24 protein-coding genes are annotated in these 26,912 nt (G+C 64.6%); 11 read left to right on the top strand and 13 right to left on the bottom strand.

Going from position 1 to position 26,912, the window contains the following annotated elements:
- Positions 1-70: 70 nt before the first annotated feature.
- The 5 genes from ABNP46_RS20510 to ABNP46_RS20490 form a co-directional block, all read right to left on the bottom strand.
- The gene (locus tag ABNP46_RS20510) at positions 71-1,612 is read right to left on the bottom strand and encodes a PhnE/PtxC family ABC transporter permease (protein WP_349920305.1); all 1,542 of its coding nucleotides are present in this window, start codon (positions 1,610-1,612) and stop codon (positions 71-73) included.
- The gene (locus tag ABNP46_RS20505) at positions 1,600-2,361 is read right to left on the bottom strand and encodes a phosphonate ABC transporter ATP-binding protein (RefSeq protein WP_349920304.1); all 762 of its coding nucleotides are present in this window, start codon (positions 2,359-2,361) and stop codon (positions 1,600-1,602) included. Before ABNP46_RS20505 ends, ABNP46_RS20510 begins: the two co-directional genes overlap by 13 nt.
- A complete protein-coding gene (locus tag ABNP46_RS20500) occupies positions 2,358-3,215 on the bottom strand; it encodes a putative selenate ABC transporter substrate-binding protein (RefSeq protein ID WP_349920302.1) in 858 nt (285 codons plus the stop codon). The genes ABNP46_RS20505 and ABNP46_RS20500 overlap by 4 nt, the downstream gene beginning before the upstream one ends.
- Before the next feature lie 117 nt (positions 3,216-3,332).
- Positions 3,333-4,511, bottom strand: a complete 1,179-nt coding sequence (gene pncB / locus ABNP46_RS20495) for a nicotinate phosphoribosyltransferase (protein WP_349920300.1) — start codon at positions 4,509-4,511, stop codon at positions 3,333-3,335.
- A gap of 101 nt (positions 4,512-4,612) precedes the next feature.
- Positions 4,613-5,248 (bottom strand): nicotinamidase, encoded by a 636-nt coding sequence (locus ABNP46_RS20490; RefSeq protein ID WP_349920298.1) that lies wholly within the window; start codon positions 5,246-5,248, stop codon positions 4,613-4,615.
- 74 nt (positions 5,249-5,322) lie between these two features.
- Here ABNP46_RS20490 and ABNP46_RS20485 point away from each other — a divergent pair, with 74 nt between their 5' ends.
- On the top strand, positions 5,323-5,973 hold the full coding sequence (locus ABNP46_RS20485; RefSeq protein WP_349920296.1) for an NUDIX hydrolase: 651 nt from the start codon (positions 5,323-5,325) through the stop codon (positions 5,971-5,973).
- Positions 5,970-6,479: a DUF523 domain-containing protein gene (locus tag ABNP46_RS20480; protein ID WP_349920294.1), complete on the top strand. Its 510-nt coding sequence runs from the start codon at positions 5,970-5,972 to the stop codon at positions 6,477-6,479. Before ABNP46_RS20485 ends, ABNP46_RS20480 begins: the two co-directional genes overlap by 4 nt.
- On the opposite strand, the gene ABNP46_RS20475 is transcribed toward ABNP46_RS20480, so the two are convergent.
- The 3 genes from ABNP46_RS20475 to ABNP46_RS20465 all read right to left on the bottom strand — a co-directional run bounded on the left by ABNP46_RS20475 (position 6,410) and on the right by ABNP46_RS20465 (position 9,934).
- Positions 6,410-7,378 carry an acyltransferase gene (locus tag ABNP46_RS20475; RefSeq protein WP_349920292.1) on the bottom strand — a complete coding sequence of 323 codons (969 nt, stop codon included), beginning with the start codon at positions 7,376-7,378 and terminating at the stop codon, positions 6,410-6,412. The genes ABNP46_RS20480 and ABNP46_RS20475 overlap by 70 nt on opposite strands.
- Positions 7,372-8,286 carry an acyltransferase gene (locus ABNP46_RS20470; RefSeq protein WP_349920290.1) on the bottom strand — a complete coding sequence of 305 codons (915 nt, stop codon included), beginning with the start codon at positions 8,284-8,286 and terminating at the stop codon, positions 7,372-7,374. Before ABNP46_RS20470 ends, ABNP46_RS20475 begins: the two co-directional genes overlap by 7 nt.
- A 133-nt stretch (positions 8,287-8,419) precedes the next feature.
- Positions 8,420-9,934, bottom strand: a complete 1,515-nt coding sequence (locus tag ABNP46_RS20465; RefSeq protein ID WP_349920289.1) for a YifB family Mg chelatase-like AAA ATPase — start codon at positions 9,932-9,934, stop codon at positions 8,420-8,422.
- A 385-nt stretch (positions 9,935-10,319) separates the two neighbouring features.
- Between ABNP46_RS20465 and ilvG the strand changes: the two genes are divergently transcribed.
- The 6 genes from ilvG (at position 10,320) to ompA (ending at position 18,184) form a co-directional block, all read left to right on the top strand.
- Entirely contained in the window at positions 10,320-11,966 is a 1,647-nt protein-coding gene (gene ilvG / locus ABNP46_RS20460) for an acetolactate synthase 2 catalytic subunit (protein WP_349920287.1), read from the top strand.
- Complete coding sequence (gene ilvM / locus ABNP46_RS20455; protein ID WP_349920285.1) at positions 11,963-12,226, top strand: acetolactate synthase 2 small subunit; 264 nt, start codon at positions 11,963-11,965, stop codon at positions 12,224-12,226. Before ilvG ends, ilvM begins: the two co-directional genes overlap by 4 nt.
- A gap of 13 nt (positions 12,227-12,239) precedes the next feature.
- The gene (locus ABNP46_RS20450; protein ID WP_349920283.1) at positions 12,240-13,172 is read left to right on the top strand and encodes a branched-chain amino acid transaminase; all 933 of its coding nucleotides are present in this window, start codon (positions 12,240-12,242) and stop codon (positions 13,170-13,172) included.
- A 144-nt stretch (positions 13,173-13,316) separates the two neighbouring features.
- Positions 13,317-15,158 carry a dihydroxy-acid dehydratase gene (ilvD, locus tag ABNP46_RS20445; protein ID WP_349920282.1) on the top strand — a complete coding sequence of 614 codons (1,842 nt, stop codon included), beginning with the start codon at positions 13,317-13,319 and terminating at the stop codon, positions 15,156-15,158.
- 3 nt (positions 15,159-15,161) lie between these two features.
- The gene (gene ilvA, locus ABNP46_RS20440) at positions 15,162-16,697 is read left to right on the top strand and encodes a threonine ammonia-lyase, biosynthetic (RefSeq protein ID WP_349920280.1); all 1,536 of its coding nucleotides are present in this window, start codon (positions 15,162-15,164) and stop codon (positions 16,695-16,697) included.
- Between the two features lie 362 nt (positions 16,698-17,059).
- A complete protein-coding gene (gene ompA, locus ABNP46_RS20435) occupies positions 17,060-18,184 on the top strand; it encodes a porin OmpA (protein ID WP_349920278.1) in 1,125 nt (374 codons plus the stop codon).
- A gap of 134 nt (positions 18,185-18,318) precedes the next feature.
- On the opposite strand, the gene priA is transcribed toward ompA, so the two are convergent.
- Positions 18,319-20,526, bottom strand: a complete 2,208-nt coding sequence (gene priA / locus ABNP46_RS20430; RefSeq protein ID WP_349920276.1) for a primosomal protein N' — start codon at positions 20,524-20,526, stop codon at positions 18,319-18,321.
- Between the two features lie 146 nt (positions 20,527-20,672).
- Here priA and rpmE point away from each other — a divergent pair, with 146 nt between their 5' ends.
- The 3 genes from rpmE (at position 20,673) to ABNP46_RS20415 (ending at position 24,010) form a co-directional block, all read left to right on the top strand.
- Positions 20,673-20,888 (top strand): 50S ribosomal protein L31, encoded by a 216-nt coding sequence (gene rpmE / locus ABNP46_RS20425; RefSeq protein WP_016352348.1) that lies wholly within the window; start codon positions 20,673-20,675, stop codon positions 20,886-20,888.
- Between the two features lie 265 nt (positions 20,889-21,153).
- Positions 21,154-22,587: a DUF2867 domain-containing protein gene (locus ABNP46_RS20420; RefSeq protein WP_349920273.1), complete on the top strand. Its 1,434-nt coding sequence runs from the start codon at positions 21,154-21,156 to the stop codon at positions 22,585-22,587.
- A gap of 178 nt (positions 22,588-22,765) precedes the next feature.
- Positions 22,766-24,010 (top strand): malic enzyme-like NAD(P)-binding protein, encoded by a 1,245-nt coding sequence (locus ABNP46_RS20415; protein ID WP_349920271.1) that lies wholly within the window; start codon positions 22,766-22,768, stop codon positions 24,008-24,010.
- Positions 24,011-24,085: 75 nt separating this feature from the next.
- Here the strand turns inward: ABNP46_RS20415 and ABNP46_RS20410 are convergent, their stop codons facing one another.
- From ABNP46_RS20410 to rstA, 4 genes are all read right to left on the bottom strand, one after another.
- On the bottom strand, positions 24,086-24,274 hold the full coding sequence (locus ABNP46_RS20410; RefSeq protein WP_349920269.1) for a hypothetical protein: 189 nt from the start codon (positions 24,272-24,274) through the stop codon (positions 24,086-24,088).
- Between the two features lie 184 nt (positions 24,275-24,458).
- Positions 24,459-24,635 (bottom strand): hypothetical protein, encoded by a 177-nt coding sequence (locus ABNP46_RS20405; RefSeq protein WP_349920267.1) that lies wholly within the window; start codon positions 24,633-24,635, stop codon positions 24,459-24,461.
- Between the two features lie 55 nt (positions 24,636-24,690).
- A complete protein-coding gene (rstB, locus tag ABNP46_RS20400) occupies positions 24,691-26,016 on the bottom strand; it encodes a two-component system sensor histidine kinase RstB (RefSeq protein WP_349920265.1) in 1,326 nt (441 codons plus the stop codon).
- 146 nt (positions 26,017-26,162) lie between these two features.
- Positions 26,163-26,870: a two-component system response regulator RstA gene (gene rstA / locus ABNP46_RS20395; RefSeq protein ID WP_349920264.1), complete on the bottom strand. Its 708-nt coding sequence runs from the start codon at positions 26,868-26,870 to the stop codon at positions 26,163-26,165.
- Positions 26,871-26,912 lie beyond the last annotated feature (42 nt).

The raw sequence follows: 26,912 nt of genomic DNA, 5'->3' as shown, positions 1-26,912 counted from the left end.
ATCCATGAAAAAAGCCCGCCGGTGCGAACCGGCGGGCTTTTTGTTTGATGGCGCATCGCCATCCGGAGGCTCAGATCTGGCAGTCGCGCGGGGAGCTGGCCCGCGGCAGGCGGGTGCGGCGGCTGATGGCCTCCGCCAGCCAGACCAGCAGCAATATGGCCAGCAGCAGGGTGGCGGCCTGGTCGTAGCGGAACAGGCTCAGGGAGACATAGAGCTGCTGCCCAAGGCCGCCGGCGCCCACTACCCCCAAGATGGTGGCGGCCCTCAGGTTCATTTCGCCGCGATAGAGGCTGTAGGCCAGCCACTGGCGTGCGACCAGGGGGAAGAGCCCGTACCAGAAGCTGGCGATCCGCCCGGCTCCGGCCAGTTGCAGGGCGAGCCGGGGGGCTTGCTCGGCATTTTCCAGGGTTTCCACGAACAACCTGGCCAGCACGCCCGTGGTGTGCAGGGTGAGCGCCAGTATGCCCGCCACCGGGCCGAGCCCGACGGCGATGACCAGGATGCTGGCAAAGATAAGCTCGGGCACGGAGCGCAGCAGGTTGAACAACAGCCGCAGCGGCCAGCAGTGGCGAGCCAGCACCGCCAGAGGCAGTGCCAGCAAGGCGCTGAACAGGGTACTCAGAACGGCCATCTGCACCGTATCGAGCAGGCCACCAGCGACCAGGCGCAGGAAGGGCCAGGACCAGTCCGGGGTGAAAAACTCAGCGATGAACTGCCCAAGCCCGGTGGAGGAGAAACTCAGCATGCGCCAGTCCAGCAGCCCCAGCGCCATGACGCCGGCCAGCCCCAGGCAGGTCAGCAGCAACAGACCGGGGAAGCGGCTCTGCCGCAGCCAGGCGCTGAGGCCGTCGGCCAAAGTGACCAGCAGGATGAAGGCCAGCAGCAGGGTCGCCACTTCCGGACCTGCGAACATGCGCAAGGATAGCTCGAGCTGCTGGCCGAGCCCGCCTGCGCCGACGAACCCCATGATGACGGAGGCGCGCAGGGCGCACTCCCAGCGATAGACGGTGTAGGAGAGCAGCTCTTGACGTACCGCGGGCAGCACGCCGTACCAGAGCGCCTGCAGGCGGCCGCTGCCGCTGAGCAGCAAGGCTCTGGCCGGTTGCAGGGCGCCGTTCTCCATGATCTCGTTGTAGACCTTGGCCAGCATGCCGCCATAGCTGACGGCGATGGCCAGGATGGCCGCCAGCGGCCCCAGGCCGGACAGGCGCACGAACAGCAGTGCCCAGATGAGCTCAGGCAGGCTGCGCAGCAGGATAGCGACCAGGCGTGAGAATGCACGCAAGGCCGTGCGCAGCGGGCTGGGTATCGGGCCCAATTCTGCCAGCGACAGGGCACGGGAGCCCAGCAGGGCGAATGGAATGCCGAGCAGCAGGGCGCCAAAGAGTCCGAGGGTGGCCACGGCCAGGCTCTCCAGGGCGGCCCTCAGAGTCAGCAGGAGGAAGTCTGCATCCAGCCGGGGGGGCCAGCTGGTGGCGAGGAAGTTGCCCATCTGCCGCCAGCTCTGGCCATCGAACAGGCCGATCCAGCCCTGGCCTTGCTGCCAGAGACTGAGCCCGACCAGTGTCAGCAACCAGGGCAGGGGGTGACGCCAGCGGCTCAGCGCAGGCATGCACTCGCCTCGTCGTCACCGGCGTAGAGGGCGGTCAGCATGGTCTGGTTGACCTCGCTGGCGGGGCAGTCGAACTGGATGCGGCCCTGGCGCAGGCCGATGATGCGGGGGAACAGGCCGAGGGCCAGCTCGACTGCATGCAGGTTTGCAATCAGGGTGCTGCCCCGGGCACCGGCTTGGTGCAGCAGGGCCTCCAGACTGCTCCTGGCGAGCACGGGATCGAGGGCAGACACGGGTTCGTCCGCCAGGATCAAGTCCGGCTGCTGATAGAGCACCCGGGCGATGCCGACCCGTTGCAACTGGCCGCCGGAGAGTTCGCCGCAACGTTGTTGCCCCTTGTCGGCCAGACCCAGGCGCTGGAGTTCGGCCAGGACTCCGGCGGGATCACAGGGACGCAGCAGCGAGCAGAGCGCCCGGCCGAGGGACCACTGGCCGAGCCGGCCCGCCAGCACCGCCGTCATGACGGATTGGGCGGCGGGGAGTGGCGGCTGTTGCCAGACCATGCCGATCCGGCTGCGCAAGCGCTGGCGGGCACCGGTGGAGAGGGCCCAGGGATCCTGGCCCCACAGCGTCAACCTTCCCTGGGCCCGCAGTTCGGTGCCGATGAGTCGCAGCAGGCTGGTCTTGCCGGCCCCGCTCGGCCCTATGATGGCGACCGTCTCTCCCGCCTCGACATGCAGATCCAGCGGGTGCAGGATGCGGCTCTGGCCGAGCGTCAGTCCGGCGCCGGCCAGCGTCACGGCGGTCACTTCAGCAGACCGGCCTGGGTGGCAGCCGCTTCGATGCCCTGATAGTTCTCGGGTTTGGTCTCGATGAAACGGCTGGCCCGCTGCAGCTTGAGGATCTCGGCCTGGGCCGGGATGGCCGGGTCCAGGCTGAGGAAGGCTTGCTTGAGCTGAGCCTGCAGCGCCGGATCCAGATCGCCGCGCACCGTCCAGTTGTAGTCAAAGTAGGTCGGCGTGGTCCAGATCACCTTGACCTTGCTGGTATCGACCTTGCCCTCTTCGACCAGTTTCTCCCAGACCGAGGCGTTGAGCACACCGGCCGGCACCTTTCCGGAGGCGACCCAGGCGACGGTGGCGTCGTGGGCACCGGAGTAGGCGACATGGGTGAAGTCACGGTCCGGATTGATGCCCTGTTCGGCCAGGAAGTGGCGCGGCATCAGGTGACCCGAGGTGGAGGAGGGGGAGCCGAAGGCGAAGTCATGACCCTTGGTGTCGGCCAGGGTCTGGATGCCGCTGCCTGCATTGGCGATGAACTTGGAGGTGAACTGGGCATCCTCCTGACGCTGCACCAGGGGAACCACCTTGTCGGCCCGGCGGTGTGCCTGCACATAGGTGAAGCCCCCCAGCCAGGCCATGTCCAGCTTGCCGGCGGCCAGTGCCTCGACCACGGCGGCGTAGTCATTGACCGGCACGAACACGACCTCGCGGCCAGTCTTCTCGGCCAGGTACTCCCCGAGAGGGGCGAATTTGCGCTGCAATTCGGTGGGGGCCTCATCGGGAATGGCGGAGACGCGAAGCGGCTCGGCGGCCAGGGCCGCCTGACTGCCCAGCAGGCTGGCAAACAGGGTGGTGAGGGCAACAATCCAGTGACGGCGCATGAACAAATCCTTCTGCAAAGGGGACAAGAGAAAGGCCCGACATGCTGTCGGGCCTGGGATGGGGGTTATGGTAGGGGGCTGTCGGCCCGATGCGCAAGCGGCGGGCCGCAAAATTGCTCAGACCCCGATGTGGAAGGCCTGCTTGAGGTTGCGGATGAAGTCCGCATCCCGGCACAGGGTCTTGCCCGGGCTGTCGGAGATCTTGGCGACCGGGCCGCCGTTGCACTCCATCAGCTTGAACACGATGTTCATGGGGCTGACGCCGGGCAGATCGCAGGTGAGCTTGGTGCCGATGCCGAAGCTGGTGTTGATGCGGCCGCGGAAGTGGCGCAGCAGCTCCACGGCTTTGTCCAGATTGAGGCCGTCGGAGAACACCAGCGTCTTCTCGGTGGGATCGATGCCGAGGCGCTGGTAGTGGCTGATGGCCTTTTCCCCCCACACCACGGGGTCGCCGGAGTCGTGGCGCAGCCCCTGATAGCGGCTGGCCAGCTCGAAGTCGAAGTCCCGCAGGAAGGCATCCATGGTGATGCAGTCGGTCAGGGCGATGCCGAGGTGGTTGGTGAATTCGTCGAGCCAGCTGGTGAGGGCGGCGCGCTGGCTGTGCTCCAGCGGGAAACCGAGCTGCTGATGGGCCTGGAACCACTCGTGGGCCTGGGTGCCCACCGCGGGCAGGTTGTACTTCTGGGCCAGCTGGTAGTTGCTGGTGCCGCGAAACGCCGGCAGGCGCTCCTTGAGGCGGCCCACCACGGCATCCTGCACGGCGTGGGAGAAGCGGCGACGGGTGCCAAAGTCGATGAGGTTGAACTCCTGCATCTCCTCGGGGCTCAGGTCCCGCTCCAGCTTGTCGATCTTCTGATCCAGCCGGGTGAGGGCCTGGCTCACCCCGAACTGGGGATAGCGGAAGCGGTTGCGCATCTCGCTGATGATGGCGAGGACGGGGATCTCCCACAGGATAACGTCCTGCCAGGAGCCTTCTACGCGAACGTTGATGCGGCCATCTTGCTCGAACACCCGCAATAATGATGCATCCAGCGGCTTGCGGCGCAGGTGATCCAGGTAATCGGCGGTGAAGAAGGGGCGCTCGGCGAGGAAGTTGAGTTCCGGCCTGGTCAGTCGCAATGAGCCGGCCAGGTGCAGTTGCTCTTCGATCTCCCCCATCATGGGGAGCAAGTCTTCTTCGTTGCGGCTGTGGAATTCGGCCACCACCTCGGCATCGGGATAACGATGGAACACCGCCTGCTGCATGTGCAGCTTGTAGGCATCGGTGTCGAGCAGACTGTTGAGGATGGGAGGCATATCAGGCTCCTCGCAGGCGGGAGCGAACGGCATCGTTCCCCTGCTGCATGGGTAGCTCACGGGCGTCGGTGTCGACGAGACGGGTGAGGATGGGAGACATATCAGGCATCCAGCAGCTGTTGTACATCGGTCAGGGTCTGGGCCAGTTCGGCGCCAGCCTCAGTCATCTGGGTGCGGGCCTGGGCTATCGTCTCGGGGGCGATGCCGCGACAGGCATCGAGGTGAACGATGACCCTGAAACCGGCCCGGCGCAGTTGCAACACGCTGGTCTTGACGCAGTAATCGGTGGCCAGACCGCCCACCAGCAGGGTATCGACGCCGCGCGCCTGCAGGAATTCGATGAGCCCGGTGCTGCGACGCTCCGCCAGATCGTGGAAGCAGGCACCGTAGGGATGCAGATCCGGCTCGACCCCCTTCCAGACGAAGAAGTCGTAGTCGATGGGGGCGGGCAGGCCCTCCAGCAGTTCGAAGCCCGGGGTGCCCGGCACGCAGTGGGCCGGCCAGGTGAGATCGGCGTTGGGCAGATCCAGGGGCAGCAACATGCTGGCGGGGTCGGTCACGACCCAGGCCGCATTGCGGGGATGGGCATCCTTGCTGCCGACTCTCAGGCTGGCGAGGGCCGCCTGGGCGTTGAGCGCAGCCACGATCTCATCCCCGCCCGCGACGGGCAGTTCGTTCGGGCAGAGGGGGGTGAAGCCCTTCTGCGCATCAATATCCAGGCTGGCGACGATTCCCATGGGTGGCTCCTGCACATAATATTCTTGTGATATTATCTACCAAACATTATTAGAAGGCGAGCAGGTCGACCGAGATGCCGAGAATGAGTCTTGATATGGTGGTGCTGCGGCTGAACGATGAGCGGTTGGAACTGCTCCTCGAGACCCGCGATCGCCCCCCCTTTGCCCAATGCTGGCAACTGCCGGCCTTGCGCATCGACGAGACCCGTGACCGGGATCTGGATGCCGCTCTCCACCGTCTGCTGACGGAGTGGGGGCTGGGGCTCTGCTACAGCGAGCAGGTCTGCACCCTCGGCAATCTGGAGCGGGATCCCCGTGGCTGGTCCACCACCCTGGTTTATCTGTGCCTGGTGGAGCCCGAGGTGGAAGTGGTGCGTGGTCGCTGGCACCCGCTCTCTGCCCTGCCGGGGCTGGGTCTCGCCTTCGACCATGTCCAGCTCATCGCCAAGGGGGTGGAGCGACTGCGGATCAAGAGCCGCTACAGCACCCTGCCGCTGCAACTGCTGGGGAGCGAGTTCACCCTCTCCGAGGTGCAGCGTGCCTTCGAAATCATCCTGCAGACGCCCATGAACACGGCGGCCTTTCGCAAGCGGATCCACCGGGCCGACGTGCTGGTGGATACCGGCCGCAAGCGCACCGGCAAGCAACGCCCCGCCATCCTCTACCGGCTGGAGAATCCTTGCTGCGTGATGTTCGATCAGGTGATGCACGGAGCGGAAGCATGAGTGAAGCCGGAGTGCAGAAAGTGCAGAAAGTGCTGGTGAGTGCCTGCCTGCTGGGGCAGCCGGTGCGTTACGACGGCCAGAGCAAGGGGATCCTCAGCGACTGGTTGACGGCCCTGGGGGCCGAGGGGCGAGTGCTGTCGTTTTGCCCCGAGGTGGCGGGCGGCCTGCCGACCCCGCGTCCTCCTGCCGAGCGGCAGGGAGAGCGGGTGGTGACCGCGAGCGGGCTGGATGTGACGGCCGAGTTCGATGCAGGCGCCGAGCTCGCGCTGCGGCTCTGCCAGGCCCAGGGCATTCGCTTCGCCCTGCTCAAAGAGGGGAGCCCCTCCTGCGGCAGTGGCCGCATCTACAACGGCCGCTTCGAGGGCATTTCCGTGACGGGGGAGGGCAAGACCACGGCCCTGCTGCGCCGCCACGGGATCCGGGTTTTCAGTGAGGATCAACTGCCCGAGTTGGCCTCTGCGCTCTTGTCTGACGCCGCCTCGATGACGGGAACCGGTTCGGCCTGAGCCGCCTCTGCCCCCTGCCACTGGGCCAGCACCTGATCTTTTTCCTGCCAGCGCTGATTCAGCCATTGCTGGAAGCCACGCTTGAACTGCTTGTCGTTGAAGTAATCCCCCACCAGCTCCTCGTCCACCGGCAGCTCCTCGATGCGCACCCGGATACGCTTCATCCGGCCCATCAGGAAGTCCTTGAACGGCGTCTCCATGTTGTCCGGGTAGCTGATGGTGACATTGATCAGGCTGTCGAACTGATCCCCCATGGCCGCCAGCGTGAAGGCAAGCCCCGCCGCCTTGGGGGGCATCAGGTGGTGGTAGGGGGAGCGCGCCGCATCCCGCTTGGGTTCGGTAAAGCGGGTTCCCTCCACGAAGTTGATGACGGTGGTGGGAATATGGCGGAATTTTTCACAGGCGCTGCGGGTTGTCTCGATATCTTTTCCTCTCAAATGAGGATTTTTCAGCAGGAATGACCGTGAATAGCGGCGCATGAAGGGCATGTCCAGCCCCCAGCAGGCGAGCCCCAGCAGCGGTATGTAGATGAGCTCGTGCTTCATGAAGAACTTGGGCACCGGCAGCCTGTCCCGGAACAGGTGGCCCAGCACCACGATGTCGGTCCAGCTCATGTGGTTGCTGACGATGAGATACCAGCCATCCTTGCGCAGGTGGGTGTCGTCCTCCACCTGCCACTCGATGCGGGTGGTGAGGCGGATCACCAGGGCGTTGCAGGCCAGCCACAGACGCATGAAGCGGTTGTTGAGGCGGCTGCAGGCGCGGCCGAAGGCCGGGATGGGCAGCAGCAGCTTCGCCAGGGAGACCAGCAGGATCAGGCTGGCGCACAGGGCGGTGAAGAGGATGGTCAGGCCGGCGCTGATGAGCAGCACCAGCGGGCCGGGGAGCAGGCTTAGCATGGCGTCCTTGAGGGCGTCTCGTTCGCCAGCAGCTGGTTCAGGGTCTGATCCTTCTCGTGCCAGATCCCGTTCAACCACTGCTGAAACTCTTGTTGGAACTCGGGGTCATTGAAGTAATCCCCCACCAGATTGCGTTCGATCGGCAAGAAGCGGACCCGAACCTTGACCTCCCTGACTCGACCGCACATGAAATCCCAGTAACTGGGGACGCCGCCCGGGTAGGCGATGGTGACATCCACCAGCTTGTGCAGCTGATCCCCCATGGCGGCCAGGGTAAAGGCGACGCCGCCAGCCCTCGGGTGCAACAGATGACGGTAGGGGGCGGCCTGCTTGTCATGCTTGCGGGGGGTGAAGCGGGTGCCCTCCACGAAGTTCATCACACTCACCGGAATGTGGCGGAACTTGGCACAGGCCTTGCGGGTTGTCTCTATGTCTTTTCCCTTCAGATGGGGGTGCTTTTCCAGAAATTTACGGGAATAACGCCGCATGAAGGGAAAATCCAGCGCCCACCATGCCAGACCGAGAAAAGGTACCCAAATCAGTTCTTTCTTGAGGAAAAACTTCAGGAAGGGGATTTTTTGATTAAAAATCCGCTGCAATACCAGTATGTCGACCCAGGATTGATGGTTGGCGATGACCATATACCACTCATTCCGGCTCCCTTTGTCCACTCCGACCACCTCAAAAGGGGTTCGGATGATGACTTTCTGGATCAGATTGTTGAAACCTATCCAGCAGCTGGCGCTGCCGTCCAGCAGTGCATTGCACAGGGTGCGCCACCCCTTGAGCGGCAGCAGCAGCTTGAGCAGACCGAGCAGCAGGATGGGGACAAACCAGAACAGGGTGTTGAGGAAATAGAGCAGGGTCGAGAGGCTGCCGCGCAGCCCCTCAATCAGCTTGTTGGCCATGAGTCGGGTCCGTTTCTTGTCGGTGGAAGACCAGCAAGTGGTCAGATCTGTGCCCATATTATCAGCCGTCGACCTGTTAAACCATGGAGAGGCACCTCCCGAACGGAGCCCTCGTCGCCGTCTCCTGCCTGGTTCAGCCGCTGCGCAGGCGGGACAGCAGCCTGTCCATGGCCCGGTAGCCGAGCGCCTCGATCAGGTGCTCCTTGCCGATATCGGGCTGGCCGGCCAGGTCGGCAATGGTGCGGGACACCCGCAGGATGCGGTGCCAGGCCCGGATGCTGAGGCCGAGCCGCTGGATGGCATTCTCCAAAAACTCGGCATCTTGCGCCGATAATCGACAAACGACTTCGATTTCACGACTATCCAGCAGGTGGTTGAGCTTCCCGCCGCGAGCCAGCATGCGCCCTCTCGCCCCCAATACCCGCTCTCGGATCTGCCGGCTCGATTCGCCGCGCTCCGCCTTGCCGGTGAGGCTCCCCTTGGGCAGCAGCGGCACCTCCACCGTCAGGTCAAAGCGATCGAGGAAGGGGCCGGAGAGCTTGCCGAGGTAGCGCAGGATCTGATCCGGGCTGGCGCGGGTCTGGCCGTCCCCATAGTGGCCGCAAGGGCTGGGGTTCATGGCGCCAATCAGCTGGAAACGGGCGGGAAAATCCACCTGTCGCGCCGCCCGGCTGATGGTGATGTGGCCGGTCTCCAGCGGCTCGCGCAGGGCATCGAGCACCTTGCGCTCGAACTCCGGCAGTTCGTCCAGAAACAGCACTCCGTTGTGGGCGAGGGAAATTTCCCCCGGTCTCGGGTGACTGCCACCGCCGACCAGGGCCACGGCGGAGGCGCTGTGATGAGGGGTTCGATAGGGCCTGTGGTGCCAGTGACCGGCCCGCGGGGTCAGGCCGCCGATGGAGTGGATGGCGGCGGTCTGCTGCGCCTCCTGCTCGCTCAGCGGTGGCAAGATACCGGGCAAGCGGCTCGCCAGCATGCTCTTGCCGGTGCCGGGTGGCCCGATAAACAGCAGATTGTGGCTGCCGGCGGCGGCGATCTCCAGCGCCCGCTTGGCCTGGGACTGGCCGATCACATCCTGCAGATCCGGGATATCGGGCAAGCTCTCCGTACTCTGGGGCTCGGGCAGGGGCAGCTCGTACTGGCCTGCCAGCCAGGCGGTGACCGCCAGCAGCTGGTGGGCGGTGCGCACCTCGGCATCCTGGATGAGGGAGGCCTCTTGGCCGTTTTCCCGCGGCACCAGCAGGGTGCGACCCGCATCCCGGCAGGCCAGCACCGCGGGCAACACTCCCAGCACGGGGCGGATCTCGCCGGTCAGGGCCAGCTCCCCCAAAAATTCATGATCAAGAAGGTATTTAGCAGGTATCTGCTTGGAAGCGGCAAGAATACCGATGGCGATGGCCAGATCGAAACGCCCTCCCTCCTTGGGCAGGTCGGCGGGGGCCAGGTTGACCGTGATGTGCTTGGAGGGAAACTCGAAGTTGCCGTTGAGCAGAGCGCTGCGCACCCGATCCCGCGACTCCTTCACCGAAGTTTCCGGCAGCCCCACCATGTTGAAGGCGGGCAGGCCGTTGGAGAGGTGGACTTCCACCGTTACCTGAGGGGCAGAAATACCCAGGCTGGCACGGCTATAAACCACAGCTAATGACATAAATACCGTCCTTGGTTTGATGTATATGCTGGCCAACCGTTTTTTATTAGTTTTTTGTTCCAACCCGGGCGCGGTGACCAGCTGGAAATCAGAGTCTTGTCAGGTAAAAAGTGCTTGCCCAATAAAAATCACCGTGCTAGTTCTAATAGCCATTCGCGGTAAGCACCGCTCCGATTTCACAGGATTTCCGGTTGTAACTATGAACATGGCCTCCCGTTTCGTCAGCATTATTGTGGTCCTAGTGGTGATTATTATCTCACCGCTCGGGGCTCGTTTGGCTGCACGGAACAAGGGATAGACCCAACACCGGACAGAACGAAACAAAGCGACCCCCGAGCCTCACGGCCCGGGGGTTTTTTTTCGACCAAAGGACAGGATTTTCCACATGAACGGCGCGCAGTTTTTGGTACAGGCTCTCAAGAAACAGGGTGTGACCCAGGTGTTTGGCTACCCGGGCGGGGCCATCATGCCGGTCTACGATGCCTTGTATGACGGCGGCCTGGCCCATCAGCTGTGCCGCCACGAACAGGGGGCCGCCATGGCCGCCGTGGGTTATGCCCGCGCCTCCGGCCAGGTGGGGGTCTGTATCGCCACCTCGGGCCCGGGGGCCACCAACCTGGTGACAGGTCTGGCGGAGGCGCTGCTCGATTCCGTCCCCCTGGTCGCCATCAGCGGCCAGGTGCCCTGCGCCGCCGTGGGCACCGACGCCTTCCAGGAGGTGGACGTACTCGGCATGTCGCTCTCCTGCACCAAGCACTCCTTCATGGTCACGGATGCAGCCGAGCTGGGGCAGGTGTTGGCAGAAGCCTTCGCCATCGCCACCTCCGGTCGCCCCGGCCCCGTGCTCATCGATTTTCCCAAGGATATCCAGCTGGCGGCCGTGCCGAAACAGAGCCCGCTGTTTGCGGTGGAAGAGCCAGGTGCCCTGGTTCTGGCCGAGATCAACGCCGCCCGCGCGCTGCTGGCCGCCGCCGAGCGCCCCGTGCTCTACGTCGGCGGCGGGGTGGGCATGGCGAATGCCGAACGTCAGCTGCGCGACTTTGCGGCTGCCACCGGCATGCCGGCGGTCACCACCCTCAAGGGCATAGGGGCGCTGGATCCCGACAGCGACGTTTACCTCGGCATGCTCGGCATGCACGGCACCAAGCCCGCGAATCTGGCGGTACAGCAGTGCGATCTGCTGGTGGTGGCCGGGGCCCGTTTCGATGATCGGGTGACTGGCAAGCTGGACGAGTTCGCCCCCCACGCCAAGGTGATCCATCTCGATGTAGACGCCGCCGAGTTTGGCAAGCGCCGCGCCGCCGAGGTGGGGATCACCACGGATCTGACCCTGGTGCTGCCGGCGCTCGCCATGGACCTCGACATCACCCCCTGGCGCGAGCACTGCGCCGCCATGGCCCGGGAATACGCGTTTCGCTACGACCACCCGGGCCAGCCCATCTATGCCCCGGCCTTGCTCAAAGAGCTCTCAAACCGCCTGCCAGAGAGCAGCGTGGTGGCCTGCGACGTGGGTCAGCACCAGATGTGGGTGGCCCAGCACATGCGCTTCACCAGCCCGCGCAATCACCTCTCCAGTGCCGGTCTCGGCACCATGGGCTTCGGTCTGCCCGCCGCCATCGGCGCCAAGATGTCGCGCCCGGAGGATGAGGTGGTGCTGGTGAGCGGGGATGGCTCCTTCATGATGAACGTGCAGGAACTCGGCACCATTCGCCGTGCCCAGCTCAAGGTGAAGATGGTGCTGCTGGACAACCAGCGCCTCGGCATGGTGCGCCAGTGGCAGGAGCTGTTCTTCGACGGCCGCTACAGCGAGACCATCCTCTCCGACAACCCCGATTTTGTCGCCCTGGCTGCCGCCTTTGGCATCCCTGGCGAGAGCATCACATGCAAGGAACAGATAGCACCGGCCCTGGATCGCCTGCTGGCGAGCGAGAGCGCCTACCTGCTGCATGTGGCGATTTCAGAGGAAGAAAACGTCTGGCCCCTGGTGCCCCCGGGAGTCGCGAACCACAAGATGATGGAGCAACGCCCATGAACCAGCACAATCAGCACCAGCACACCCTGCATATCCACGCCCAGCCCAGGCCCGAAGTGATGGAACGGGTGCTGCGGGTGGTGCGCCACCGCGGCTTCGCCCTCAATGCCCTGCACATGGAGCAGGATTGCCAACAGCTGCGGATCACGGTTACTGTCGAGTCGGAGCGTCCCATCCAGCAGTTGTGGAGCCAGCTGGTCAAGCTGGTGGATGTCTCCCGGGTCGATGCACTGGAACAGCAACCCCGGATCAGCGCTTAAAGGAGCCAAGCCAATGTCACAGCCTTCTCATCCTCAATACATCTGGTTCAACGGCAAGATGGTGCCCTGGCAGGATGCCCAGGTCCACGTCATGAGCCATGCCCTGCACTACGGCTCCTCCGTGTTTGAGGGGGTCCGAGCCTACGACACCCCCAAGGGGACCTGCATCTTCCGTCTGCAGGAGCACACTCGCCGCCTGTTCGACTCCGCCAAGATCTATTGGATGGACGTGCCCTATAGTGAAGCCGAGGTGAACGAGGCCTGCCGCGCCGTGGTGCGTGAGAACGGCCTGAAGAGCGGCTATCTGCGCCCGCTCGCCTTCATCGGCAACGTGGGGCTGGGGCTGCATCCGCCGCTCGATGCCAAGGCCGACCTCATGGTCGCCGCCCTGCCCTGGGGCGCCTATCTGGGGGAAGAGGGGCTGAAAAACGGGGTGGATGTGTGCGTCACCTCCTGGAACCGGCTCGCGCCGAACACCATTCCCACCGGCGCCAAGGCTGGCGGCAACTATCTGTCGTCCCAGCTCATCAGCCGGGAGGCCAAGCGCAACGGCTTCGCCGAAGGGCTAGCGCTGGACGTGAATGGTTATCTTAGCGAGGGGGCGGGGGAGAACCTGTTCCTGGTGAAGAACGGCGTGCTGTTCACCCCGCCCGCCACCGCCGCCATCCTGCCCGGCATCACCCGCGACACCATCATGACCCTCGCCCGGGATCTCGGCTATGAGGTGCGCGAACAGGCGCTGCCGCGCGAAGCCCTCTATGTGGCGGACGAGATCTTCATGACCGGCACGGCGGCCGAGGTGACCCCGGTGCGCTCGGTGGATCGGATGCAGATAGGTGCTGGTCGTCGTGGCCCGGTGACCGAGCAGTTGCAGAACGCCTTCTTCGGCCTGTTCAATGGCCAGACTGAGGACAAGTGGGGCTGGCTCACCCCGGTCAAGGATTGATGACGACGGGGAGGCCAGGCCTCCCCGAGTCGCTTCTGCTCAATGGCGCCAGCGTGCATTGAGCAGAGTCGATTGCCGACTCGCGAGTCACACATTCATGTTTCAAAGATAATGAGCCCCATGGGCATTCAGGGAGTAGAGACAATGCCGAAGTTGAGATCCGCCACCACCACCCACGGACGTAACATGGCCGGGGCCCGCGCCCTGTGGCGTGCCACCGGAATGACCGATCAGGATTTCGGCAAGCCCATCATCGCCGTGGTCAACTCCTTCACCCAGTTCGTGCCCGGTCACGTCCACCTCAAGGATCTGGGCCAGCTGGTCGCCCGCGAAATTGAGGCCGCCGGCGGGGTCGCCAAGGAATTCAACACCATCGCCGTGGATGACGGCATCGCCATGGGCCACGGCGGCATGCTCTATTCCCTGCCGTCCCGGGAGCTCATCGCCGATTCCGTGGAGTACATGGTCAACGCCCACTGCGCCGACGCCATGGTCTGCATCTCCAACTGCGACAAGATCACCCCGGGGATGCTGATGGCTGCCCTGCGCATCAACATTCCGGTGATCTTCGTCTCCGGCGGTCCCATGGAGGCGGGCAAGACCAAGCTCTCCGATCAGATCATCAAGCTGGATCTGGTGGATGCCATGATCCAGGGGGCCGACCCCAAGGTCTCCGACGCCCAGAGCGAACAGGTCGAGCGTAGCGCCTGCCCCACCTGCGGCTCTTGCTCCGGCATGTTCACCGCCAACTCCATGAACTGCCTGACCGAGGCGCTCGGCCTCTCCCAGCCGGGCAACGGCTCCATGCTGGCGACCCACGCGGATCGCGAACAGTTGTTCAAGCTGGCCGGTCAGCGCATCGTGGCCCTGGCCAATCGCTACTACCAGCAGGACGACGAGAGCGCCCTGCCGCGTAACATCGCCACCAAGGCGGCCTTCGAGAACGCCATGGCGCTGGACATCGCCATGGGCGGCTCCACCAATACCGTGCTGCACCTGCTGGCGGCCGCCCAGGAGGCGGGAGTCGACTTCACCATGGCCGACATCGACCGTATGTCCCGCAAGGTGCCCCAGCTGTGCAAGGTCGCCCCGTCCACTCAGAAATACCACATGGAAGACGTGCACCGCGCCGGTGGCGTGGTCGCCATCCTGGGCCAGCTGGAGAAGGCCGGTCTGGTGCACGGGGACACCCGCAACGTGCTCGGCACGTCGCTGGTCGAGCTGCTGGCGCAATACGACGTGAGCCGCTGCGACGACAAGGCGGTGCACGACTTCTATCGCGCCGGTCCGGCGGGCATCCGTACCACTAAGGCATTCAGTCAGGACTGCCGCTGGCCCGAGCTGGATCTGGACCGTGCGCAGGGTTGCATCCGCTCCCTGGACAACGCCTACAGCCTGGAAGGGGGCCTGGCCGTGCTCTCCGGCAACCTCGCCATCAACGGTGCCATCGTCAAGACAGCAGGGGTGGATGAAGAGAACCTCTGCTTCCGCGGCCCGGCCCGGGTGTTCGAGAGCCAGGACACGGCGGTCGCCGGCATTCTGGACGGCACGGTCAAGGCCGGTGAAGTGGTGGTGATCCGCTACGAGGGCCCGAAAGGCGGCCCCGGCATGCAGGAGATGCTCTACCCCACCACCTATCTCAAGTCCATGGGGCTCGGCAAGGCCTGCGCCCTCATCACCGATGGCCGTTTCTCCGGCGGTACCTCCGGGCTCTCCATCGGTCACGTCTCTCCGGAGGCGGCGTCCGGCGGCACCATAGGGCTGGTGGAAGACGGGGACATCATCAACATCGACATCCCGGCTCGCAGCATGGTGCTGGAAGTGGCCGACAGCGTGCTGGCTACCCGCCGCACCGCCGTGGAAGCCCGTGGCTGGAAGCCGCTCAACCGTCAGCGTCAGGTCTCCTACGCCCTGCGTGCCTACGCCATGCTGGCCACCAGTGCCGACAAAGGTGCGGTGCGCGATCTCAGCAAGCTGGAGGAGTGAGTCATGGTCTCTGCGGCGGATTATCTACGCAAGGTGTTGCTCTCCCCCGTTTATGAGGCGGCGCGAGTGACACCGCTGCAAACCCTCAAGAAGTTGTCCGAGCGTCTCGGCAATCAGGTTTCCCTCAAGCGGGAGGATCTGCAGCCGGTTCACTCCTTCAAGTTGCGGGGGGCCTATCACAAGATCGCGACCTTGAGCGCCGAGCAGAAGGCGCGCGGTGTGGTGGCGGCCTCTGCCGGCAACCATGCCCAGGGGGTCGCCCTATCGGCGGCCAAGCTTGGTATCAAGGCCATCATCGTCATGCCCACCACCACGCCAGACATCAAGATCGATGCGGTGCGCCGCCAGGGCGGCAATGTGCTGCTGTTTGGCAACAGCTTCGACGAGGCCTATGGCGAGAGTCGCCGTCTGGCCCAAACCGAGGGCTACACCCTGATCCCGCCCTTTGACGATGTCGAGGTGATCGCGGGCCAGGGCACCATCGGCAAGGAGCTGCTGGAGCAGGACACCCACCTCACTCACGTGTTCGTGCCGGTGGGGGGCGGTGGTCTGGCTGCCGGGGTGGCGGTCTATATCAAGCAACTGCTGCCGGACGTGAAGGTGATCGGGGTGGAGGCGGAGGGCTCCGCCTGCCTCAAGGCGGCTCTGGCGGCCGGCGAGCCGGTCAACCTGGAGCGGGTCTCCCTGTTTGCGGACGGGGTGGCGGTCAAGCGCATCGGCGAGGAGACCTTCCGCCTGTGCAACCAGTATCTGGACGAGGTGGTGACCGTCTCCAACGACCAGATCTGCGCCGCGCTCAAGGACATCTTCGACGACTGCCGTGCCATCGCCGAGCCGTCAGGGGCTTTGTCACTCGCGGGCCTCAAGGCCTACAGCGAGCGCGAACAAATCAAGGGCGGCCGGATGGCGGCCATCTTGTCCGGCGCCAACGTCAATTTCCACAGCCTGCGCTACGTGTCGGAGCGCTGCGAGATCGGCGAGAAGCGCGAGGGCATGCTGGCGGTGACCATCCCCGAGCGCAAGGGCGCCTTCCTGGACTTCTGCCGCCAGCTCGGGCCGCGCATGGTGACCGAGTTCAACTACCGCTACGCCGATGCCGAGCAGGCCTCCCTGTTCGTCTCGGTGCGCCTGAGCGGTGGTGACGAGGAGCTCGGCCAGATCATCGATCAACTCGGTGGCAACGGCTACCCCGTGGTCAACATGACCGAGAGCGAGCTGGCCAAGAATCACGTGCGCTACATGATTGGTGGCCGTCCGGCCCGGCCCCTCGGCGAGCGGCTCTACAGCTTCAAGTTCCCGGAGCAGCCGGGGGCCCTGATGCGCTTCCTGGAGACGCTCGGCTGTCGCTGGAACATCAGCCTGTTCCACTACCGCAACCATGGCGCCGACTATGGCCGGGTGCTGTGTGCCTTCGAGCTGCCGGACGAGGACGTGGCCGCCTTCCACGACTACCTGCACGAGCTGGGCTACGGCTGGAAAGAGGTGAGCGAGGATCCCGCCTACAGGTTGTTCCTGGCAAGCCAGAGTCGAAGGGACTGAACGCTCGACCTTGGTCCACGACCGGAGAGCCTCGCTCTCCGGTTTTTTTATGGCACGTTGCACGAGGCCTGCGATGGCTGGCAGGAGATTAGCGAGGATCCCATCTACACGGTTGTTCCTGGCGAGCTAGACTAGGTTGCTGGCAACCGTCTGAAAACGAAGGGCTTTGCCCTTCTTTTTTATGGGCGGTGCGGGGAAAGGGCTATGTCTGTCGATAATGTCGCCAACATCACACTCCTGAGTCCCTGGTCATTTGAGGCTGGTCACAGATGGGATAATCTGGGCACGGGGCTTGCGTTCAGGGCCCCGTCAGGGAAGAGAGGCGCATCCAGCGCCATAACAATTCATTGCAGGGGCTCATCATGAACAAGTCTATGCTCGCCGCCCTCATCGGCGGCCTGATGGCATCGGGGGCGGTGCAGGCTACCGCCCAGGACAACACCTGGTATGTCGGCGGCAAGGCCGGCTGGTCCAATTTCTATGGGGTGGATTACAACGCTCAGGTGGAAGAGCTGTTTGACGCGACCAAGGTCAACGAGAACAGCGACGACCTGGGGCTGGGGGCCTTCGCGGGCTATCAGATCAATCGCAACCTGGCCGTCGAACTCGGCTATGACTGGCTCGGCAAGTACCAGGTCGACAAGCATTACTCGGGTAATGGCGTTGATTTCGGGTTGGAGGGCGAGGCCAAAGCCCAGATGGTGCAAGCCACCATGAGGATCATCCTGCCCGCGACTTCGGCCCTGGATATCTATGGCCGTCTGGGAGGGGCTTACGCCTGGACCGAGAGTTCTCTCAACGTCAGAGCCAGCGATGGCACCAACTATCTTTCCGAGTCCCATGATGGCAACAAATACCACGGCGCCGCCTTTGTGGGCGCACTCGGGGTGGAGTATGCCATCGACAAGGATTGGGCTGCCCGCCTCGAGTATCAGTACACCACGCCGCTTGGCAAAACCTCCCTCGACGAGTCCGGTATCGAGATGGACAACGGCCTGCTGTCGGTGGGCATGCTCTACCGCTTCGGCCAGGTCGGTGACGAACCGGTGGCGCCGACCCCGGCCCCGGAACCCGCCCCGGCTCCCGTGCTGGTGGAGAAGCAGTTCAGCCTGGATTCCGACGTGCTGTTCGAGTTCAACAAGGCGACCCTGAAACCGGCCGCGAGCCAGGCGCTGGACAACCTGTTCGCCCAGATCCTGGCCGCCAATCCCAAAGACGGGGTGGCGACCGTCATCGGTCACACCGACCGTCTGGGGTCTGACGCCTACAACCAGTCTCTGTCCGAGCAGCGCGCCCGCACGGTGGCGGATTATCTCATCGCCAAGGGACTGTTTGCCGACAAGGTACGGGCAGAAGGGCGAGGCGAGTCTTCCCCGGTGACCGGCGGCACTTGCCCGGACGGCGCCAAGGCGCAGATGATCGCCTGCCTGGCCCCGGATCGCCGGGTCGAGGTGCGGCTGAGCGGGGTCTCCCAGGCCGCCGAATAAGCCATGTTTTCCTGGCGATCAAACAACGAGGGGGCCAAGGCCCCCTCGTTGTTTTCTGACTATTCCCTCATCCCCAACCCTTCTCCCGCGAGGGGAGAAGGGAGCAAACCCACCATGGCGGGTGTCCACTATCGCTAGTTCAACTCCGTGGGGTCGATATCCAGGCTCCAGCGCACTTTTTTGGTTTCGGGCCAGCCGTCCAGCTCCTTGACCGCCCAGTCCAGCAGTTGGGAGAGCGGGGCCCGGTTTGGCCCCTGCACCAGCAACTGCATGCGGAACTTGCCCGCCTTGCGCTCCATGAAGCCGCTGATGGGCCCCAGCACCTGTACTTGGGGGTAGCGGGCACTGCGCAGGGTGTCGGCGAGGCGGCCGAGGAACAGCTGCACCTCGTCGCGGCCGTTGGCCTCGGCCCGGAACAGCCCCTGGTAACTGAAGGGGGGCAGCCCCAGCAGGCTACGCTCCTTGAGCGCCGTGTCGGCGAAGTGGCCATAGCCGTTCTGAGTCAGATCCTGTAGCAGGGCGTGTTCCGGGTGGTGGCTCTGCAGCACCACCAGACCCGGCTTGCTGGCGCGCCCGGCGCGACCCGCCACCTGGGTGTAGAGCTGGGCCAGCTTCTCGGCGGCGCGAAAATCGGCGGAAAACAGGGCCCCATCCACATCCAGCAGGCCCACCAGGGTCACATCCGGGAAGTGGTGTCCCTTGGCCAGCATCTGGGTGCCGATGAGGATCTTGTACTTGCCCGCCTTGATATCGCCGAGATGGGTCTCCAGCTCCCCCTTGCGGCGGGTGTTGTCCCGGTCGATTCTCACCACAGGATATTGCGGGAAAACGGTGGTCAGCAGTTGTTCCAGCTGCTCCGTGCCCACGCCGGAGCCGATCAGTTCGCTGCTGCCGCATTCCGGGCAGTGGTGGGGCAGGGGCCGCACGCTGTCGCAGTGGTGGCAGTGCAGCCGTCGCCCGGCCTGATGCCAGGTGTACCAGGCGTCGCAGCGCTCGCAGGCGGCGCTCCAGCCGCACTGGTGGCAGATGAGGGCCGGCGCATAGCCGCGCCGGTTGAGAAACAGCATCACCTGATTGCCCGCGGCCAGGTGTTCCGCCATCAGCTGTTCCAGCTGGGGGGAGAGACCGGCCTGCAGCCGCACGTTCTTGATGTCCAGGATCACCTGGCGGGCGGTCTGGGCGTTGCCGGCACGCCGGGTCAGGTGCAGGTGGTGATACTTGCCGCTGCGGGCGTTGTGCAGGGTCTCCAGGGAGGGGGTGGCCGAGCCCAGTAGTATGGGGATGCCGGCACGATGGGCCCGCATCACCGCGAGATCCCGGGCGTGGTAGCGGAAGCCGTCCTGCTGCTTGAAGGAGCCATCGTGCTCCTCGTCGATGATGATGATGCCGAGATCCTTGAACGGGGTGAACACGGCGGAGCGGGTGCCGATGAGGATGGCGGCGCCGCCATCGCGGCAGGCGAGCCAGGCATCGAGCCGCTCCCTGTCGTTCATGGCGGAGTTCATGGCCACCACCGGCACCTGGAAGCGGCGCCGGAAGCGGTTGATGGTCTGGGGGGTGAGGCCGATTTCCGGCACCATCACCAGGGCCTGCTTGCCCGCCTTGAGCAGGGGCTCGAGGATGCTCAAGTACACCTCCGTCTTGCCCGAGCCCGTGATGCCGTCCAGCAGGAAGGCGCCGAATTTGTCGCTCTGGCTGGTGACGGCGGCCACCGCCAGCGCCTGCTCGCCGTTGAGGCGCAAGCCTTCACCCGCATCGAAACGGGTCGCCCAGTCCCCCTGCACGCTCGGCTCCAGGCTGCGCTTCTCCAGCAAGCCTTTCTTTTTCAGGGCGGTGAGGGTCGCGTTCGAAATCTCTTCCAGTTTTAGGGCGGAGGGGGTCTGGGGCCCCTTGCGCAGGAAGGCGAGGGCCTGCTGCTGCTTGGCGGCGCGCTTGAGTTCGTTGAGATCGATTTCCATCCCGGCGTCTGTGGCAAACCAGAACTCCAACTCCCGATAGGCGGCGGGTTCCCCCTTGCGCACCAGCACCGGCAGGGCGTGGGGCAGCACTTCCCCCAGCGGATGCTGGTAGTAATTCGCACTCCAGGCCATCAGCGCCAGTATGTCCGGGCCGAGCACGGGCTCGGCATCCAGCACTCGCTTCAAGGGCTTCAACTTGTTGCGCGGCACCTGGCTTTCGGTGGGGTGGGCCACCACCAGGCCGACCAGGGTCTGGGGGCCGAAGGGGATCTCGACCCGGCAACCGGGGGCAGGCAAGGGCAGGGGGGAGAGATAGTCGAAATGACGGCGCAAGGGCACCGGCACAGCGACACGAACCAGATCCAGGGTTTGGGAAGAATTCACCAGAGATTGCCTATTTTTTCTGCGAAGCCACTTGCCTGAACTCAGGCATTTCCTATATTATTCGCAGCCTTTGAAACTGTGTTCAACAATCGTGTGGTGTCCGACAAGAGATCGGATGGCGACACGGCCTATTATCGAGGTTGTCCATGAAAGCTGGTATCCATCCTGACTACGTAGCCATCACCGCCAAGTGCTCTTGCGGTAACGTCATCAACACCTTCTCTACCCTGGGTAAAGATCTGAACCTGGACGTGTGCTCCGAGTGCCACCCGTTCTATACCGGCAAGCAGAAAGAAGTTTCTAGCGGCGGCCGCGTAGACAAGTTCAACAAGCGTTTCGGTGCGATGACCACCAAGAAGTAATCATACTTCTAAAGCATTCTGAAAAAGGTGCCCAATGGGCGCCTTTTTTGTTGCTCGGCGTTCTGTATTGCCTCGCTTTGCCCTATGGTGGACGTTCCCTTCTCCGCGTGCCGTGAAGGGGTGGCCAATGGGAAATAGGGAGTGTGTACATGCGTGATTGTCTGGTGATGGGAGCTGCGGGTTACCGTATGGATTCTTACCTGGTGCCCGGTTTGCCGGTAGTGGGTTTCTAATGCTTGGCTCGAATAAAACAGGGAAAATACCGATGAGAAACTGTCTGGTGATGGGGGCGGCGGGTTATATCGGTTCTTACCTGGTGCCTCACCTGCAGGGGTTGGGTTATCGGGTGATCGCCGGGGCCCGGCGCCCCTGCCGCCTGCCACAGGGGGTGGAGTTTCGCCTCGCCGACAGCCTCAAACCCATCACCCTGCTGCCCGCCCTGGCCGGGATCGATACCGTCTTCTACCTGGTGCATGCCATGGGGGCCGGCGCCGGTTTTCACCGGTTGGAACAGCAGGGGGTGAAGAACTTCGCCGCCGCCGCCCGTGCCGCCGGGGTGCGGCGCATCATCTACCTCGGTGCCATCCAGCCCGAGCCCTGCAACAGCCGTCACCTCAACTCCCGCCGTCACTGTGGTGAACTGTTTCGCGAGGCGGGGGTGCCCACGGTGGAATTGCGGGCCGGCATCATCATAGGCCCGGGCTCGGCGGCCTTCGAGGTGATGCGGGATCTGGTGTTCAACCTGCCCATGATGGTGACGCCCAAGTGGGTGCGCTCCCGCACGCCGCCGATTGCGCTGTCCAACCTGCTGCACTACCTGGCGGGGCTGGTGGAGGCCGACGGGGTGGATGGTCAGGTGTTCAACGCCGCCGGCCCCGAGCTGCTCAGCTACCAGCAGCAGTTGCAGAAGTTTGCCGCCCACATCGGCAAGCGCTGCCCCATCGTTCCCATCCCCTTCCTGAGTCCGCGCCTGTCGGCCTGGTGGTTGCAGTTCGCGACCTCGGTGCCCCAACCCATCGCCAAGGCGCTGGTGGGGGGGCTCAAGCACGACATTCCGGCGGATGACGGCCCGCTGCGTGCCTTGCTGCCCCAGCATCTGCTCAGCTTCGACGAGGCGCTGAGCGAGAGCCTGGCTCTGGAGCAGAAACTGGGTGCCGAGCAGCAGGGAGAGGAGACGCCGCTCGGCCTGCGCTGGCGCCATCCGGAATACGGCTTCTACGATCGCACCGCGAGCGGGGAGGCGGTGTGTCTCGCCACCCCCGAGGTGGTGTGGCAGGTGTTGCAACAGCTCGGGGGGGAGCAGCGCTACTTCTACATGAACGAGCTCTGGGCGGTGCGCGAATGGATGGATCACCTGATAGGCGGCCCGGCCCTGACCCGGGGACGCACCAATCCGGCCCGGTTTGTGAAGGGCGACATGCTGGACTCCTGGCAGATCCTGGGGGTGGACGAGGGGCGCAGGCTGGATCTCTTGTTCAACATGAAGGCCCCCGGAGTGGGGCGGCTCGAATTCAACATACAGCCGCTGGAGTCCGGCCTGACCCGGCTGAGGGTCACGGCCCACTGGCATCCGCAGGGCGCCTGGGGGCTGGCCTACTGGCTCGCCATGCTGCCATTCCATCTGTTCATATTCCAGGGGATGACGGAGGCGATCGCTCGCCAGGCGGAGGTGCGGGCGGGCATACCCGTGATGGATTGAAACCATATCTATAACTAAATAGGTATGGTTGGGTGGTGTGACATGCTGCCAATCTCTTTGTCAGTAGTGAAAGGCGATAGTTTATGCTGTGAAAGCCAGATGGTTTTCTTTATGATCCCGAGCCCTCGTCCCTGGCGAGTCACGCACCACTCAATTCACTTCCGTATCGGGGTCCCCCATGTCCGATCTGCGTCAACAAGCGCTCGATTATCACGCCCAACCCATTCCCGGCAAGATTGCCATCGCCCTCACCAAGCCCGCCGAGACCGCCCGCGATCTGGCGCTGGCCTACAGTCCTGGGGTGGCCGAGCCGGTGCGCGAGATAGCCGCGGATCCGGACAACGCCTACCGCTATACCGGCAAGGGCAACCTGGTGGCCGTCATCTCCAACGGCACCGCGATTCTGGGGCTGGGCAACCTGGGGCCGCTGGCCTCCAAGCCGGTGATGGAGGGCAAGGCCCTGCTGTTCAAGCGCTTCGCCGGCATCGACGCCATCGACATCGAGGTGAAGCATGAGACCAGCGCCCAGTTCATCGACACGGTGGCCGCCATCGCCGACACCTTCGGCGGCATCAACCTGGAAGACATCAAGGCGCCGGAGTGCTTCGAGATAGAGCAGGCGCTGATCGAACGCTGCGACATCCCGGTGTTCCACGATGATCAGCACGGCACCGCCATCGTCACCGCCGCCGGCCTGCTCAACGCCCTGGAAGTGCAGGGCAAGACGCTGGCCACCAGCCGCATCGTCTGCATGGGCGCCGGCGCCGCCGCCACCGCCTGCATGGACTTGCTGATCACCTGTGGCGCCGCGCCGCAGAACATCTTCATGCTGGACCGCCAGGGGGTGATCCACACGGGGCGCACCGACCTGAACCAGTACAAGCAGCGCTTCGCCAACGACACCCCGTTGCGTACCCTGATGGAGGTGATCGAAGGGGCGGACGTGTTCGTCGGCGTCTCCGGCCCTGACGTGCTGCCCGCCGAGGCGGTGGCCCTGATGGCGCCCAACCCGGTGATCTTCGCCTGCTCCAACCCGGATCCCGAGATCAAGCCCGCCCTGGCCCACGCCGTGCGCGGCGATCTCATCATGGGCACCGGTCGCTCCGACTACCCGAACCAGATCAACAACGTCATCTGCTTCCCCTTCATCTTCCGCGGCGCCCTGGACGCCCGCGCCAGCCGTATCAACGATGCCATGAAGGTGGCGGCGGTGGAGGCCATCCGCGCCCTGGCCAAGGAACCCGTGCCCGCCGAGGTGTTGACCGCCGCCGGGGTGAGTGAACTGAGCTTTGGCAAGGATTACGTCATTCCCAAGCCGATGGATGCCCGTCTGCTGCCGCGGGTGGCCCGCGCCGTGGCGCTGGCTGCCGTGACATCCGGGGTGGCCCGCATCGCCCTGCCGGCGGACTACATGCAAGGCTGAGCCCGGGTTTGACGATGAGCCGATGAAAACAGAAGGGGCCCCGTGATGGGGCCCCTTTTTCATGGCTGACGCGGATCAGGCGCTCTTGGGGGTGACCTTCTTGGCGTTGGGCGCCACCTTGGCGTGGGCCGCCTGGTGGTGTTTCTTCACCACCTTGGTCTGGGTGGCGTGAGGGGCGGCGGCCTGGGTCGGAGTGGCGGCCAGGGTGAAGCCGGAGGTCAGGGCGAAGACGGCGGCAAGGCTCAGGGGGATCAGCTTGTTCATATTCACTACCTCGTGGAAGTCATGGAGCGCTTCTCCATGACTTCATTCTGGGGGGAAAGCCGATGGACTTCAGTGAGCAGTGGGTGACGGCTTGTATCCGTATGTACGACCAGCGGGCCTGTCTGGCGAGGGGCAAAAACAAAGGGGCCCTGTCGGGCCCCTTGGCAGTGAAATCTCAACGCGCTTACTTGGTTTTGGGGGCGACCTTGACGGCCGGCGCCTTGGCGGTCTTGTGATGTTTCTTCACGACCTTGGTCTGGGTAGCCTTGGGAGCGGCACCCTTGGTGGGGGTGGCAGCCATGGTGAAGCCGGAGGTCAGGGCGAAGACAGCGGCCAGGCTCAGGGGGATCAGCTTGTTCATATTCCAGTTCCTCATTCGGGTTGATGTTATGGAGTTCAGCTCCATGACCTTCATCCTAGGGGGATCCGGCCCCGGCTTCAGTGAGTGGCTGGTGACGGCTTGTATCCAAATGTACGGGCAGGGTCAGGCAGAAACGGGCCCCCGTTTCGCCAGGCAGCAGCTGCACCTCGCCGCCGTGGTGACGGGCGATGCTGCGCACGATGGCGAGCCCGAGACCGGCACCGCCGGTACGCCGGTCCCGGCTCTGGTCGAGGCGCACGAAGGGCTCGAAGATCTGGGGGGCCAACGCCGGATCGATGCCGGGGCCGTCGTCGCTCACCGTCAGCAGATAGTGTTCCCCCGCTCGTGCCATGGTCAGGGTCACCCTGTGCTGCGCATGGCGCAGGGCGTTGCCGATGAGATTCTCCAGTGCCCGCGCCAGCAGCCGGGCATCCCCGCGCCAGGGCAGGGGCTCGACGGGGGGCGTGAAGCTGAGGGACTTCTGTGGCTGCAGGGCCTGCCAATCGCTCAGGTGCGCGTCGGCCCAGCGCCCGAGCTCCAGGTCGCTGCACTGCAGCGGCAGTTCGGGTCTATCGAGCCGGGCATAGGTCAGCATCTCCTCGATGAGGGAATCCAGCGCTCCGAGGTCGCGCTCAATCCCCTGTCTGTCCGCCTCTGCGGGTTGCGGCTCCAGCATGGCGAGCCGGTAGCGCAACCTGACGAGGGGGGTGCGCAGCTCGTGGGCGATGGCGTCGGTCAGCTGTTTGCGGCTGGCCAGCATGGCCTGCAACTGCTCGGCCATCAGATCGAAGGTGCGGCCGACCCGGGCCAGGCTGCTGCCGGGGGACAGGCCGGTGCGGCTGGAGAGATCCCCGTCCCCGACGCGGCGGGCGGTCTGTTCGAGTTGTTGCAGGCCGCGCCAATGGGGCCGGAGCCAGAGCAGTATGGGCAGGCCGAGGGAGAGACCGATGAGCAGCAGCAACCCCACATCCACCCAGTGCAGCTCGTGCAGGTAGGAGAGGTAGGGGACGGGGCCGACGATCAGCACCTGATCGGTAGCGGGGATACGCTGCAGGAAGGTGTCGTCCTCCTCGACGATGACGATGTTGCCCGCCGCGAGGAAGGCCTGGTCCTCCCGGGCAAGAGGCTGGCTGCTGAGGGCGCCGATCTGCAGCGGCAGGTTGAGCTGACGGCTCTGCTCCCCCATGCGGGCGGGCCAGTGCTCCGGTGGCAGGCGCGCCAGCTCGCCGGTGAGCAGGCCGAGGGAGCCTTGCATCATGTGTTCGAGATAGCGATCCCCCGCCCGTTCGGCGCTGACCTGATAGACCAGGCCGATCAGCAGAATGGCGAGGCCGAAGCAGCCGATGAGCAACAGGTAGAACTGGATAAACAGGCGGCGCACGATGGCCCTCCTTGCGAGATGATGAGACCCCTATTCCCAGGCCAGGGAGACCGGCAGGCAGCCTTCCTGGCGCACCGCCATGAGTCTGCCGGGGTGGTCGGGGAACATCGCCCGGGATGCGGGTGTGCAGGCGGGCGAATGGGGATTCATTCCCAGGCCTGGGGCACCAGCAGGTAGCCTTTCTGGCGTACTGTCTTGATCCGGCTCGGGTTGTTGGGATCATCGCCCAGCTTGCGGCGCAGGCGGGAGATGGCCACGTCCATGCTGCGATCCTGGCCGTCGTAGTCCCGTCCCCGCAGGCTGCGAAACAGCGCCTCCCGCCCCTGGATGTGGCCGGCGTGGCAGGCGAGCTCCCACAAGAGATCGAAGTCGGCGGTGGAGAGGGGAATGCTGCTGCCATCGAGGCGCACGTCCCGCGCCGGGCCGTCTATCTGCAGACGGCCGAACTGCAGACGCTGGGGCGGCGGGCTGGCCGGGGCGGCCTGCGACGCCTGACCCTGCTGGCGGAACTGGACCCGCAGCCGGGCCAGCAGCACGGAGGGCGGCGTGGTCTTGAGGATGTAGTCGTTGGCACCGAGCTCCAGACTCAGGATCTGGTTCATGTCGCTGTCGAGGGAGGTGAGCATGACGATGGGGCCGGCAAAGCGTGGGCGCAGATCCCGGCACAGGGAGAGGCCATCCTGACCCGGCAGCATGATGTCCAGCAGCACCAGATCCGGCTGTTCGGCCTCGACCCGGGCCAGGGCTTTGTCCCCCCGGGTCTCCAGCAGGACCTCGATATCGTGGCGGCCGAGCCAGCTGCTGATGAGCTGGCCAATCTCGGGATCATCTTCAACAAAGAGAACGCGTGGCATGGTGACATGGCACCCCGGCAATGGCGCGAATGCGCGTCCCGC

It is taken from the genome of Aeromonas veronii, assembly GCF_040215105.1.
GTDB lineage: Bacteria > Pseudomonadota > Gammaproteobacteria > Enterobacterales > Aeromonadaceae > Aeromonas > Aeromonas veronii_G.
Note: the sequence above shows the minus strand (reverse complement) of the source record. Positions and strands in the feature narration are given on the sequence as shown.